We start from the raw sequence: 14,057 nt of genomic DNA, 5'->3' as shown, positions 1-14,057 counted from the left end.
CATGGACAAGCCCTATCGGTCCGCCACACGCTTGCTGCGCGCCGGTCGCCCTCATCGCGGCTGGGTCAACACCCCCGTCACGCGCGCCAGTACCTATGTCTTCGACAGCGTGCAGGCCTGGCGCGACACGCGCAGCCGCCGCGATCAGGAACGCCTGCCGTCCTATGGCGCGCGTGGCACCGATAGCACGCACGCGCTGGAAGACGCCTTGGTGGAACTGGAAGAGGGCTATCGCGCCAAGCTGTATCCCACCGGGCAGGCCGCCATCGCTACCGTGCTGCTGGCCTATCTGCGCGCGGGCGACCACTTGCTGATCACGGATGCGGTGTATGAACCCGTGCGCCGCTTCTGCGCGGAACATCTGTCGCGGATGGGGATTGCGTACACGTACTACCGGCCGGACGGCGTGGGCATCGCGGCGCTCATCCGTCCTGAAACCCGCATGATCTATGCGGAGTCGCCGGGCTCGCTGACCTACGAGATGCCGGATCTGCCGGCTCTGGCCGCGCTGGCCCGCGCGCATGATTGCTGGCTGGCTGTGGATAACACCTGGGCCTCCGGCTTGGTGCACAAACCGCTCACACTGGGCGCCGACATCTCGATCCTCGCGGCCACCAAGTATCTGGGCGGACATGCCGACGTGATGATGGGCGCGGTGATCTCCAATGCGCGCGCCTGGAATCCGCTGGAGCGCGCCACCGTGGATCTGGGGCAGACCGTCGGCGCCGATGACGCCTACCTGGTGCTGCGCGGCATGCGCACGCTGCCGTTGCGCATGGCGCAGCACGCCCGCAGCGCTCTGCGCGTGGCCGATTTTCTGTTGGGCCGTCCGGAAGTGGCGCATGTCCTTTGCCCGGCCTTGCCGGGCGATCCTTCCCATGCGTTGTGGCAGCGCGATTGCAGCGGCGCGAATGGCCTCTTGACGGTGGAATTCGCCGACGCGGTCGGCATGGATGCCGTCGAGCGACTTATCAACAGCCTGCAACTGTTCGGCATAGGCGCATCGTGGGGCGGTTTCGAAAGCCTGGTGATCCCCGTCAATCTGGGCGCCGCGCGATCCCTGCCGGACCCCACGCCGCGCGGCGCCATGCTGCGCCTGCATGTGGGCCTGGAAGATCCCGACGACCTCATTGCCGATCTCGAGCAAGCCTTATCCCAACTCTCTCCTTCATCTCTGAATGCCATGATGCACCCAGCCCAAGCCGAAACCATCGCCGACGTCGATCCGCACACGCTCAAGCAATGGCTGCATGACGGGGAGGAGATTGCGCTGCTGGACGTGCGCGAGCACGGCCAGTATGGCGAGGGGCATCTGTTCTACGCCGCGCCCGTGCCCTACAGCCGGCTGGAAGTGGATATCGTGCGTCTGGCGCCGCGGCGCGATGTGCGGATGGCAGTCTACGACGAGGGCGGCGCCGACGATACGGCGGCGCGCGCCGCGCAGGCTTTGGCTGCGCTGGGATACCGCAACGTGCACCGGCTGGCCGGCGGCATCGCGCAATGGCAGCGCGACGGCTATGCCGTGTTCGCCGGCGTGAACGTGCCCAGCAAAACCTTCGGCGAACTGGCCGAAGAAGTTTTCCACACCCCCCGGATTGGCGCGCGTGATCTGGCCGAGCGCCAGCGCCGCGGCGACGATCTGATCGTGCTGGACGGCAGGCCTTTTACCGAATACCAGAAGATGAGCATACCCGGCGGCATCTGCTGCCCCAACGGCGAATTGGCGCTGCGCGCCCACATGCTGGCGAGCAATCCGCAGACCACCATCGTGGTGAACTGCGCCGGCCGCACGCGCAGCATCATCGGCGCGCAGACGCTGATCAACCTGGGCGTGCCGAATCCCGTCTACGCGCTGGAGAACGGCACCCAGGGCTGGTACCTGGAAGACCTGCAGCTCGAACACGGCGCGCGCCGCCGCTACGACGACGGCATCGCGCCGCAGGACCTGCCCGCGTTGGCGCAGCGTTCCTCGCGCTTGGCCGAAAGCCATGGCGTGCACATGGTGGACGCGGACGAGGCGCAGGCGTGGTTACGTGACGCGACCCGCAGCACTTTCCTGTGCGACGTGCGCAGCGCCGAAGAGTACGCGCAAGGCTCCTTGCCCGGCGCGCAGCACACGCCGGGCGGCCAGCTGATCCAGGCCACCGATCAATACGTAGCTGTGCGAGGCGCGCGCATCGTGGTGTTCGATGCCGAAGGCGTGCGCGCACCGGTGGTCGCCAGCTGGTTGAGGCAGATGGGCTGGGACGCCAGCGTGCTGCGGGAGGGCGTGCAGACGCGCCTGGATAACCCTGTGGAAAAGGCGTCGGCGCCGCAACTTCCCATGCTGACCGATGCGCAGCTTGCCGCCGCGATCGCGCAAGGTGCGCAAGTTGTCGATCTCCGCCCCAGCATGCGCTTTCGCGCCAGCCATATCGCGGGCGCACGCTGGGCTATCCGTCCGCGCCTGGACAATCTGAGCCTGGATGCCGCGCGTCCCGTGGTCCTGCTGGCTGAGGATGCCTCCTTGGCTGCGTGGGCCGCACAGGATCTGCGCGCGCAGGGTATGAATGACATCCAGGCCAACGCAGGCGATCCGGCGGGCTGGTCCGGGCAGGGAATCGCATTGGAATCGACGCCCGCCGAGCCCGCCGACGCGGACTGCATCGATTATCTGTTTTTCGTGCATGACCGCCATGACGGCAACAAGGCCGCCGCGCGCCAGTACCTGGCCTGGGAGACCAACCTGGTCAAGCAGATCGATGAACGCGAACTGGCGGGCTACCGCTTTCCGGCCCGCTGATACCGGAACCGCGGCGCTGGCCTGATCAGGCCCCGCGGCACAGCAGACGCATCAATCCGAAAAGTACGCCCCGGCCTCGACGGCCGGGGTGCGGACGGTTCATGCCGAACCGGAATGCCAAGGACGGCCGAGTATCCGGCTGCCAATCACAAGGGGAAATCCAGATGAAGCACCATGCATCGCACATACGCAAGGCCGCTGCCGCGGCCCTGGCCGGACTGCTGTGGGGGACCGTTGCCCACGCCCAGGCGCCCGCGCCCCTGCCGGACTATCCCAAGCAGGCCATCACGGTCGTGTCGCCGTTTCCTCCGGGCGGGGGCAATGACGGCGTCGCGCGCCTGATCGCGCAGGAGCTGGGCGTCATCACGGGCCAGAGCGTGGTGGTTGAAAACCGCTCGGGCGCAGGCGGCAATGTCGGCACGGCGCAGGTGGCGCGGGCCAAGCCAGACGGCTACACCCTGGTGATGTCGCAGACCAGCGTGATGGCGGTCAATCCGCGTTTGTACAAGAACGTGGGGTTCGATCCGGTCAAGGACTTCACGCCCATCTCGCAAATCACTTCCGCGCCGCTGGTGCTGGTAGCGCGCAGCGAGAGCCCGTACCGTACCCTGAACGACTATCTGGAAGCCGCGCGCAAGCAGCCCGGCGCCGTGACCTACGCGACACCCGGCAATGGCACCATGAGCCATCTGATGGGGGCGCTGCTGTCGCAGAAGGCCGGCGTGAAACTGGTGCATGTGCCATACCGGGGCGCCGCACCCGCGATTACCGACCTGATCGGTGGCACGGTGGATATGTTGATAACTTCGCCTGCGTCGGCAGAACCCATGGTCGCCGCCGGCAAGCTGCGCATCCTGGCGCTCAGCCACGAGAACAACATCGGCATTTTCAAGGGGGCGCCCACGCTCAAGCAGGCGGGCATGGAGGGCATTACCGCCGATGACTGGTATGGACTGTTCGCGCCCGCTGGCACGCCGCCCGAGCGCATCGCCTACCTGGCGCAAGCCGTGGGGCAGGCGATGAAGTCGCCCGCCGTGATCGCCAAGATCAACAGCGGCGGGAGCTGGGCGGTGGGCAGCCAGCCCGCCGCGTTCAAGACGCGGCTGCAGGAAGACACCGTGTATTGGGCCGACATGGTGAAGACTGCCGGCGTGTCGCTGGACTGACGCGGCGGGTGGGTTTGCGCTACACCGCCACGACCTTGCCGACCGCGGACTTCAAGGCGGCATAGGCGGGCGACTTCTGCGCGCTGGTGTTGGTGACCAGGTGGTCGATGCGGTCCGCGCTGCAATAGGACACGCGGCTGCACAGACCGATCTTGCTGAAGTCGGCCAACAGCACCAGCTGCTTGGCGTTGGCCGCCATGGCGCGCGCCACTTCGGCCTCGCGCAGGTCGTAGTTGGTGGCGCCGAATTCGGCGTCCACGCCCACCGGCGACAGTAGCGCCAGGTCCGCCCGATAGCGGTGGATCTCGGCGATCGTGATGTCGCCGGCCGTGGCGCATACCGGACCGCCCACGGATCCTCCCAGCATGATGAGCTGGTTCGCGCCGTTGCCGGCCGTTCCGACCTTCAAGGCCACGTCGAACGAATTGGTGATGACGGTCAGGCCCGACAATTTGGCCAGTTCGTCGGCCAGCACGCTGGTGGTGCTGCCTGCGTCCAGGAACAGGGTCTGGCCGCTGGATACCAAGCCTGCGGCCGCGCGCGCGATGGCGCGTTTGTACTTGACGCGCGTATGCACGCGTTCCGCGATGGGCGGCTCGCTATGCACCGGCACGGCGCCGCCGTGTACGCGTCGCAATTCCCCCATAGCCTCCAGCTCGAGCAGATCACGCCTGACCGTTTCGCGCGAAACCCCAAGTTCGCCGACGATACGGTCGGTCGATACCTGCTGCAATGAAGACAGCAGGGCGCGGATTCTCTGATACCGCTCTTCTTGCCACATGTCCGATGTTTCCTAATCTATGTCCGGCGCCGTGCGGCCGCGGCGATCAGCGCGCGCAATGCCAGCAGGGACCCTCCCACGACCAGCATGATAAGGGTTGAATAGGCCGCGGCCTGCGAGACGAAGCCGGCTTCGTCCAGGCGCAGGACAGAAACTGGCGCCACGCTGACCGAGGGCGTGACCAGGAAGATCACCGCCGACAGGGTCACCATGGACCGCATGAACAGAAAGAAGAACACGCCCAGCACGGTTGGGCCGATCAGCGGCAGCACCGCGTCGCGCAGCACCCGCAGCGTGCCGCCGCCCAGGCAGCTGACCGCTTCCTCCAGCGCCTGCGGCACCGCGCGCATGCCGGTCATCATCGTCAGGAAGCCTTGCGTGTGGTAGTGGTAGAAGTTGCACAAGGCGATCAGCGCGGCGCTGCCGTACAGCGCATACAGGGGCGTGCCTGGGGCGTTGAAGGCGAAGATGTACGACAGGCCCAGGACCAGGCCGGGAACGCCAACCGGCAGTACCGACACCAGGTACACCAGCTTGGCCCACGCGCGCGGAATCCGGCAAACGCCGAAGCTCAGGAAGAACAGCAGCAGCACACCGCCGCCTGCCGCCGCCAGCGAAAGATACAGAGACGTCCAGAGCGGCGTGTAGCCGCCGCTGACGGTGATGTCGTAGTGCTTCAGCGTCCATTCCATGCGGTACGGCCACAGGCGCATGAAGCTGGCGAAGATCACCGTGGCCACCGTCAGGATGATCGTGCCGCACGCAAGCAGTATGCCGGCGGTGAACGCCGCGTCGCGTCCGCCGGCGGGTTGCGGTGAGACCCGCAGGCCGCTGGGCGAGGCCGAGCCGAACTGGCGCTGCGAGGCGACGCGCTCGATCTGCACCGATATCAGCGAGGGCAACAGCAGCAGGATGCCGACCACGGAACCCATGCCGAAGTTCATCTGCCCGGATACCTGGCTGTAGATTTCGGTAGCCAGTACTCGGTAGTTGCCGCCGATCACGGCGGCGTTGCCGAAATCGGTAATGGTGATGACGAACACCACGAAGGCCGCGCTCAGCAGGCCGAACTTGCAGTTGGGCAGGGTGATGTCGAAGAACTGGCGCGCGCTGGAGGCGCCCATGACTTCGGCAGCGTCGTAGTAGCGCGCGTCCATGTTGCGCAAGGCCGCCTGCAGGATCAGCACGGCCTGGGGCAGGGCGTAGAACACGTTGGAGATCAACAGGCCCCAGAAGCCGTAGATGTCGATTTCCCAGCCGGTCCAGCGGTGTACCAATCCGTTGCGTCCCAGCAGGAAAATGAGCCCCAGGCCCTGCACCAGCGACGGCGCCAGCAGCGGTAGCACCAGCGCCAGCCGCACGGCGGCCTTGCCGCGCATGCAGCTGCGGTCCAGTCCATAGGCGATGGCGAAGCCCAGCGCGACGCTGACCACCGTGGTCGCGGCGCTCATGACCAGGCTGTTGAGCGTGGCGGTGAGGACGCCACGGGTGGCGAAGACTTCGGCATAGTTGCCCAGGCCGACCGAGCCGTCTTTTTCAACCAGGCTGCGCCAGGCCACGGTCGCCAGCGGATAGAGGAAGAACAGCGCCAGGCCCGCCAGGGGGATGCCGACACAGGTCCACAGCAATACGCGGTCTGCCGACCAGGGCGCGCGGCCGGCGGGCGCCGCGATGACCGTGCTGGCGTGGGCGGCGCTCAAGCGGCGGCTCCGGTTTGCGTGATGTGATCCGTCATACGCTGACCCAGGCGCATTGGCCCGGCTCCATGTCCAGGCGCACGGGGGCGCCGCGTGACAAGCCGGCGGCGCCATGCTGTTCCACCAGCAGTTCGCGCCCCTGCCAGGCAACGCGCAAGCGGGTGAGATTGCCCATGAAGGTCATGTCCTGCACACGGCCTGGTCCTTGTTCGTCCGCGGCGATGCGCAGATTTTCCGGCCGCAGGCAGGCCTCGAAGCGTTCGCTGGCGCCTTCGGGCCGTGTCGCCAGCAGCTGAGGCATGGCTTCGCGCACCCAATCGGTGGGCAGCAGATTGCTCAGTCCCACGAAGTTCGCCACGAAGCGCGTGCGCGGCCGCAGATACAGGTCGGAAGGCGACCCGACCTGTTCGATGCGTCCATCGTTCATGCAGACGATCTTGTCGGCCAGCGTCAGCGCTTCCTCCTGATCGTGCGTCACCATCACGGTGGGGATCTTCAGTCGCCGTTGCACGTCGTGGATCTCGGCGCGCATGTCGGTGCGCACGCGCGCATCCAGCGCGGAGAGCGGCTCGTCCAGCAGGATCAGCGCCGGGTCCACCGCCAGCGCGCGCGCCAGCGCCACGCGCTGCTGCTGGCCGCCCGACAGCTGGTGCGGATAGCGTTCGGCATAGTCGGGCAGTTTGATCAGCGTCAGCAGCTCTTTCACCCGCGTGGCGATGCGGTCGCGTGGCTCGCCGCGGATGCGCAGCCCGTAGCCCACGTTTTCCGCCACGGTCATGTTGGGGAACAGGGAGTACGACTGGAACACGATGCCGAAGCCGCGCTTGCGCGCGGGCAGCGCGCTCAGATCGCGCCCGCCAAGCGTGATGGTGCCGCGGTCGAAGGGCAGCAGACCCGCCACGATGCGCAGCAAAGTGGTTTTGCCACAGCCGCTGGGGCCGAGCAGGCAGACGAATTCATGCTCGCCCACGGACAGGTCGATGTCTTGCAGCGCTACCGACGCATCGAACGTCTTGCGTATCCCGCGTAATTCCAGATACATGGCGTCTCCAGGACGGGCGGCGGCCGGCTTGCCACCGGCCGCCGGCCCATCAACGCTTGATGGTTTCCTGCCAGGTCTTGATGGTGGCGTCCCGTTCCGCGGCCGACTTGGGGAAGTCCACCGGATACAGCACGGCGGTCAGGTCCTTGGGCAGGCCCGCGGCCTCGGCAGCCTTGTTGGGCGTGGCGCCGGGGATGGTCACCAGTTCCTTGTATTTGCTGTACAGGCCGCCGGCCTGGGCCGACAGCGTCCAGTCGAGGAAGCGCTTGGCGTCGGCGGGATTCTTGGCCGTCTTCATCAGGCCCGAAGCTTCCAGCTCGTAGCCCACCCATTTGGACGGGATCACCATCTTGATGGGAAAGCCTTCCTCGATGGACTGCATGGCGGGGAAGGCAAAGGACACGCCGATGGCGTACTCGCCGGCGCGGGCCATCTTGCAGGGGCGCGAGCCCGACGGCGTGTATTGCGCTACGTTCTTGTCCAGGTCCTTGAGCAGCGCCCAGCCTTTTTCCTTGCCCATGCCCTGCAGCAGCGCGACGATCTGCAGATAGCCGGTGCCCGAGGCCGCGGGGCTGGGGATAACGATTTCGCCCTTGTAGACCGGCTTGGTCAGGTCTTCCCAGGACGTAGGCATGGGCAGGTTCTTGGACTTGAGCCTGTCCGTGTTGACACAGAATGCAGCGACATAGCCGGTGGCCGCGAACCACTTCTGGTCGGCGCCCTTGTACTGGGCGGGCAGGGCGTCCATGCCTTTGGCCGCATATGGCTCCAGCAGGTTCTGCAGGCGAGGGTCCAGCATGTTGCTGACGGCGAAGCCCCAGATCACGTCCTGCTGCGGGTTGGAGGCCTCGGCGATCAGGCGGGCGCCCAGGTCGCCGGTGGACAGCCGCAGCACATTGACCTTCACGTCCGGCATGGCGGCGTTGGCGGCCTTCAGGTAGGCCGCGATCTCGTCTTCTTCGAGGGCGGTGTAGACGGTGATGGCGCCGGCATGGGCCTGCGTCCAACCTAGGGAAATTACTGCAACCACAAGGCCAAGCTTCTTCATACATTGCATGATGGAACTCCGGTTGGAATACACGGCAACGGTGGCGAGCTACGTAGGCGGGCAGTCTTCTGCAACAAATCCGGCAGGTTGCAGTTTTATGTATGTTTGCAAATTTGTGGCAACGTGTCTAGACTGGAAAAACCTGTATTCAAGGGTTTTTTTGGCGTAGGCGCATCCTCCCGCGCCACGCCTGGAGCTCATCGATGCAAACTTCACCGCCGTTATCCGCGCAGCAGCTGGCCGCGTACTCCTCGTTCGCCCAGACGCTGGCGGACCGTGTGCGCCCCTTGTCGCGCAAGTGGTTCCGGCACCCGCTGGACATCGATACCAAGGCCGACGAAAGCCCGGTTACGCAGGCGGACAGGGAGGTCGAGACCGCCTTGCGCGAGGCCATCGCCCAGCACTACCCCGAGCACGGCATCTTCGGCGAAGAGTTCGGCGCCTCGCATGCCGAAGCCGAGTTCGTGTGGTCGCTGGATCCCATCGACGGCACCCGCGCCTTCATTTCCGGCAACCCGCTGTGGGGCACCTTGCTGGCACTGCTGCACCGGGGAAAATCAGTGCTTGGCGTGATCGACATCCCCATGCTGGACGAACGCTGGATCGGGGTGACCGGCGCGTCGGCGCAGTTGAACGGCGCTGCCTGCCGCAGCAGCGCCTGTGCCGAACTGCGGCAGGCCATTTTGTACGCCACCTCTCCCGACATCTTTGCCGGCGCGGAACTGGCCGCCTTCGACGCGCTGACGCAGGCCGCGCGCATGCGCCGCTACGGCGGCGATTGCTACAGCTATGGCCTTCTGGCCAGCGGACACGTCGACCTGGTGGTCGAGTCCGGCCTGCAGCCGTATGACTATCTGGCGCTGATGCCCGTGATCGAAGGGGCTGGCGGCGTCATTACCGATTGGTCGGGGCAGCCGCTCAGCCTCGAATCGCAGGGCCGCGTTGTCGCGGCCGCCACGCCGCAGCTGCATCGCCAGGCGATGCGGGTGCTGGGGGCGGCCATGACCTGAACGCCGCGCCGCCCGCCCGCAGTTCAACGCAACGCTTCAGCCACAGGGTGAAAGAGCATGCATGCACTAGGGGTAGCAACGGTGGAAGACGCGGAGCGGCTGGTGCAAGCCAGCCAGCTCTCGCACATCAAGGTAGGCTTGTCCGACGTCGACGGCGTCATGCTGGGAAAATACTTGCGGCGCGACAAATTCCTGGGCGCGCTGCGCTCGGGGCTGGCGTTCTGCGACGTGGTGTTCGGCTGGGATCTGGACGACCAGCTCTACGACAACACCAAGTACACCGGGTGGCACACGGCCTATCCCGACGCCAAGCTCAGGATCATCCCGCAAAGCGGCCGTCGGCTGCCGCTGGAGCAGGGGCCGGGCGGTGAAGACATGCTGCTGTTCCTGGCGGAATTCGAGGGCGACGCCGGCGCCATCTGTCCGCGGCGGCTGCTGCACCGGATCCTGGATCGCGCGGCGGGCATGGGTTACGACGTCTACGCCGCGCTCGAGTACGAATTCTTCATGTTCCGCGAAACGCCGCACTCCGTGCGCGCCAAGAACTATCGCAACATGGAGAACTGGACGCCGGGAAATTTCGGCTACTCCGTGCTGCGCAGCACCGTCGAAGGCGATTTCTACCGCAAGCTGCTGGACATGTGCGAACGCATGGACATGCCGATCGAGGGCCTGCACACCGAGACGGGGCCGGGCGTGCTGGAAGCGGCCCTGGCGGTGGACCTGGCGGCCGCGGCTGGCGACAAGGCGTTCCTCTTCAAGACCTTCACCAAGGCGCTGGCGCAGCAGAACGGGCTGATGGCGACCTTCATGGCGAAGTGGTCGCATGATCATCCTGGCCAGAGCGGCCACATCCATCTGTCGCTGCGGGACCACAAGACCAACCGCTCCGCCTTCTACGACGAATCCCGGCCGCACGGCATGAGCGCGACGCAAACCTCCTTCATGGCCGGCGTGCAGCGCTATCTGCCGGAGTTCATGGCCATGTACGCGCAAACCATCAACAGCTATTCGCGGCTGGTGCCCGGCTACTGGGCGCCGCTGGACGCCACCTGGGGCATGGAAAACCGCACCACCGCGCTGCGCCTGATCCCGGGCAGCGACAAATCGCAGCGCGTCGAGGTGCGCATCGGATCGGCCGACGCCAATCCTTATCTGGCCTTGTCCGCCGCCCTGGCTTCGGGGTTGTATGGCATCGAACAAGGGTTGACGCCCGAGCCCATGGTGCAGGGCAATGCCTACACGCAGCAGTTTCCGGCGCATCTGCGCCTGCCCAACACGTTATGGGAATCCGCGCAGCGGCTGCGCGAATCCGAGGCCGCGCGCCACCTGTTCGGCGACGCCTTCGTCGAGCACTATGCGGCCACGCGTGAGTGGGAAGAACGGCAGTTCCGGCGTCACGTGACGGACTGGGAGCTGGCGCGCTACTTCGAAATCATCTGAATCCAAACCAAACCGCTTGCGCAGGGCAGACATGACTCAGGAACTCATCACCATCAGTCCCATCGACGGGCGCGAGGTTGTGCGCCGTCCCTATGCCAGCGAGGCGCAGATCGCGCAAGCGCTTGCCGATGCCCAGGCTGCGCAAGTCGCGTGGCAGGCGCTGGGCGTGGAGGCGCGGGGGCGCATCGTGTCCGCGGCGGTCGACCGCTTCGTCGCGGCGAAGGAAGAGATCGCGCGCGCCATTACCATCCAGATGGGGCGGCCGTTGCGCTACACGCCGGGCGAGGTGGCGGGTTTCGAGGCACGCGCGCGCCACATGATCGCCATTGCTGGCGAAGCGCTGGCGCCCATCCAGGTTCCTGAACAAGCCGGCTTTACCCGCTTCATCAGCCGCGAACCGATAGGCGTCGCGTTGACGATAGCGCCGTGGAACTACCCCCTGTTGACGGCGGTGAACAGTATCGTGCCCGCGCTGATGGCGGGCAACACTGTCATCCTCAAGCATTCCGACCAGACGCCCTTGTGCGCGGAACTTATCGACCGCGCGTTCCGCGAGGCCGGGGCGCCCAAGGGCGTGTTCCAGTATCTTCATGCCAACCACGACATCGTGCATCGGCTGATCCGCGCGCCGGAGATCGGCTACGTTTCGTTTACCGGCTCCGTGCGCGGCGGGCATGCCGTGGAGGAGAGCGCGGCGGGGCGTTTCATCGGCGCAGGCCTGGAGCTGGGCGGCAACGATCCGGCCTACGTGCGCGCTGACGCGAAAATCGATCACGCCGTGGAGACCCTGGTGGACGGCGCATTCTTCAATTCAGGGCAATCCTGCTGCGGCATTCAGCGCATCTACGTGGCGCGCGCCCGGTACGAAGAATTTGTCGAGCGCGCCGTCGAAATGACGCATAAATACGTGTTGGGAAATCCGCTGCAGGCCGACACGACGCTGGGGCCGGTGGTGCGTGCGCGCGCCGCCGCCGAGATTCGCGAGATCATCGCCGAAGCGGTTTCTGCCGGCGCCATAAATATGATTGAAAGCTCACATTTCAAGGAAGCGAGCGTAGGCTCGCCTTATGTTGCGCCGGCCTTGTTGACGCAGGTGGATCACCGCATGCGCATCATGAGCGACGAGTGCTTCGGACCTGTCGTCGGCATCATGGCGGTCGATAGCGACGAGGAAGCCATCGGTCTGATGAACGACAGTCCTTATGGCCTGACCGCGGCGACCTTTACGCAAGACGAGGACGCGGCCCTGCATATCGGCCGCAAGGTCCGCACGGGCACGTTCTTCATGAACCGCTGCGACTACCTGGATCCCGCGCTGGCCTGGACCGGCGTAAAGAACTCCGGCCGCGGCGTGTCCTTGTCAGCGGTTGGCTATGAACAACTCACGCAAGCCAAATCCTTTCATCTGCGCCGCGTCTGACACGACGCATTCAGGAACTGAATCATGACCGTGCCCAGTGTTAATTGGAACTATCCCACCGCCATCAAGGCCGGCCCCGGCCGGATCAAGGAGCTGCCGGAACTATGCCGCGGGCTAGGCATGACGCGTCCATTGTTGGTGACGGATCCCGGACTCGCCGCCTTGCCCATGATTGCGGACGTGGTGCGCGCATGCGGTGAGGCCGGCCTGGAATGCGGCCTGTTTCACGAAATAAAAGGCAACCCCACGGGCCGCAACGTCGACGACGGCGTGCGCGCATACAAACAAGGCGGCCACGACGGCGTGATTGCATTCGGCGGAGGTTCGGCGCTGGATGCCGCCAAGGCCATCGCGTTGATGGCGGGACAGGCGCGGCCCTTGTGGGATTTCGAGGACATCGGCGACAACTATCTGCGGGTCGACGTGGCAGGCATGGCGCCGGTGGTGGCGGTGCCGACCACCGCGGGTACGGGTTCCGAGGTAGGGCGGGCGTCCGTCATCACCGACGAGGCCGCCGAGGTCAAGCGCATCATCTTCCATGCGCGGATGCTGCCCTCCGTCGTGATCCTGGACCCGGAGCTGACGGTTGGCCTGCCGCCGAAGATCACGGCGGCGACCGGCATGGACGCGCTGTCGCACAACCTGGAAGCCTACTGTTCGCCTTTCTTCCATCCCATGGCGGCGGGGATCGCGATCGAAGGCATGCGCCTGGTGAAGGAATACTTGCCGCAAGCCGTGGCCAACGGCGGCGACCTGCAGGCGCGGCTGCAGATGCTGGTGGCCTCCACCATGGGCGCGACGGCGTTTCAGCGCGGGCTGGGCGCCATGCACGCGCTGGCGCATCCGCTGGGCGCGCTGTACGACGCGCATCACGGCACCTTAAACGCCATCCTCATGCCCTATGTGCTGAAGGCCAACCAGCATGCGGTGGCGCCGCGCCTGGAAGCGTTGGCGCGATATCTGGACTTGCCGGACCCCGGGCCGGGGGCGGTGCTGGACTGGGTGCTAGGCCTGCGCGAGACGCTCGGCATTCCCCACACCCTGGCGGAAATCGGCATCGACGAGGCCCAGGCTGACCGTGTCGGACGCATGGCGGCCGAGGATCCTTCGGCCGGTACCAACCCCGTGAACTACACGCCAGAGCAGTATTCTGATCTTTTCCGTGCAGCAATTCGCGGAAACCTGTAAGCTTCGCCCCCTCTGCGCGGAAACGCAGCGGTGGTTGAAGAAGGATTTTGAAGATTTCGTCCGAAGCGTTTGACAGCGGATTTGAAAGTGTTCATAATCTCGAATTCTCCGCTGGAGGAGTGCCCGAGTGGTTAAAGGGGGCAGACTGTAAATCTGTTGGCCTTGCGCCTACGTTGGTTCGAATCCAACCTCCTCCACCAGAGACCCATACCTAAATCCAGGCGCGGTTGGCCTGGATTTAAAATGTAAGGCTCGGAAAGTCGAACGACCTTCGCAAAGAAGGCCGCAACGTTTTCCAGGGCTTTGGATTGAAAAAGGTTTGGGAAAGAGAAGGTGAAAGGGTATGCCGCGGGTGTAGCTCAATGGTAGAGCAGAAGCCTTCCAAGCTTACGACGAGGGTTCGATTCCCTTCACCCGCTCCAAGATTTTTAAATGCCCATGTGGCTCAGTGGTAGAGCACTCCCTTGGTAAGGGAGAGGT

Annotated in this window: 10 protein-coding genes, 2 tRNA genes and 1 pseudogene; 9 read left to right on the top strand and 4 right to left on the bottom strand. The window is 65.4% G+C overall.

Annotated features, from left to right (window positions below):
• Position 1: 1 nt before the first annotated feature.
• The 3 genes and pseudogenes from metC to VIR09_RS02215 form a co-directional block, all read left to right on the top strand.
• A pseudogene (gene metC / locus VIR09_RS02225) lies at positions 2-1,144 on the top strand (cystathionine beta-lyase); the annotation flags it as partial.
• A 39-nt stretch (positions 1,145-1,183) separates the two neighbouring features.
• Positions 1,184-2,782 (top strand): rhodanese-like domain-containing protein, encoded by a 1,599-nt coding sequence (locus VIR09_RS02220; RefSeq protein ID WP_332011437.1) that lies wholly within the window; start codon positions 1,184-1,186, stop codon positions 2,780-2,782.
• Positions 2,783-2,946: 164 nt separating this feature from the next.
• Positions 2,947-3,948 (top strand): tripartite tricarboxylate transporter substrate binding protein, encoded by a 1,002-nt coding sequence (locus tag VIR09_RS02215; RefSeq protein ID WP_332011390.1) that lies wholly within the window; start codon positions 2,947-2,949, stop codon positions 3,946-3,948.
• Between the two features lie 19 nt (positions 3,949-3,967).
• On the opposite strand, the gene VIR09_RS02210 is transcribed toward VIR09_RS02215, so the two are convergent.
• From VIR09_RS02210 to VIR09_RS02195, 4 genes are read right to left on the bottom strand one after another with little or no spacing between them, the layout of a single operon-like run.
• Entirely contained in the window at positions 3,968-4,729 is a 762-nt protein-coding gene (locus VIR09_RS02210; protein ID WP_013397042.1) for a DeoR/GlpR family DNA-binding transcription regulator, read from the bottom strand.
• Between the two features lie 17 nt (positions 4,730-4,746).
• Positions 4,747-6,429, bottom strand: a complete 1,683-nt coding sequence (locus VIR09_RS02205) for an ABC transporter permease subunit (RefSeq protein WP_332011388.1) — start codon at positions 6,427-6,429, stop codon at positions 4,747-4,749.
• A 31-nt stretch (positions 6,430-6,460) separates the two neighbouring features.
• Complete coding sequence (locus VIR09_RS02200; protein WP_332011386.1) at positions 6,461-7,468, bottom strand: ABC transporter ATP-binding protein; 1,008 nt, start codon at positions 7,466-7,468, stop codon at positions 6,461-6,463.
• A 49-nt stretch (positions 7,469-7,517) separates the two neighbouring features.
• Positions 7,518-8,525 (bottom strand): ABC transporter substrate-binding protein, encoded by a 1,008-nt coding sequence (locus VIR09_RS02195; protein WP_013397039.1) that lies wholly within the window; start codon positions 8,523-8,525, stop codon positions 7,518-7,520.
• 194 nt (positions 8,526-8,719) lie between these two features.
• On the opposite strand from VIR09_RS02195, the gene hisN reads away from it, so the two are divergent.
• The 6 genes from hisN to VIR09_RS02165 all read left to right on the top strand — a co-directional run bounded on the left by hisN (position 8,720) and on the right by VIR09_RS02165 (position 13,999).
• Positions 8,720-9,526: a histidinol-phosphatase gene (hisN, locus tag VIR09_RS02190; RefSeq protein WP_332011384.1), complete on the top strand. Its 807-nt coding sequence runs from the start codon at positions 8,720-8,722 to the stop codon at positions 9,524-9,526.
• Between the two features lie 57 nt (positions 9,527-9,583).
• On the top strand, positions 9,584-10,969 hold the full coding sequence (locus VIR09_RS02185) for a glutamine synthetase (RefSeq protein ID WP_332011382.1): 1,386 nt from the start codon (positions 9,584-9,586) through the stop codon (positions 10,967-10,969).
• A 31-nt stretch (positions 10,970-11,000) separates the two neighbouring features.
• The gene (locus VIR09_RS02180) at positions 11,001-12,389 is read left to right on the top strand and encodes an aldehyde dehydrogenase family protein (RefSeq protein ID WP_332011381.1); all 1,389 of its coding nucleotides are present in this window, start codon (positions 11,001-11,003) and stop codon (positions 12,387-12,389) included.
• Between the two features lie 24 nt (positions 12,390-12,413).
• Positions 12,414-13,577, top strand: coding sequence for an iron-containing alcohol dehydrogenase (locus VIR09_RS02175; protein WP_332011379.1), 1,164 nt, complete (start codon positions 12,414-12,416; stop codon positions 13,575-13,577).
• A gap of 113 nt (positions 13,578-13,690) precedes the next feature.
• Positions 13,691-13,777, top strand: a tRNA-Tyr gene (locus VIR09_RS02170).
• A gap of 148 nt (positions 13,778-13,925) precedes the next feature.
• Positions 13,926-13,999: transfer RNA gene (locus tag VIR09_RS02165), tRNA-Gly, on the top strand.
• Positions 14,000-14,057: the final 58 nt, after the last annotated feature.

Source organism: Achromobacter sp. (genome assembly GCF_036567245.1).
GTDB lineage: Bacteria > Pseudomonadota > Gammaproteobacteria > Burkholderiales > Burkholderiaceae_B > Achromobacter.
Note: the sequence above shows the minus strand (reverse complement) of the source record. Positions and strands in the feature narration are given on the sequence as shown.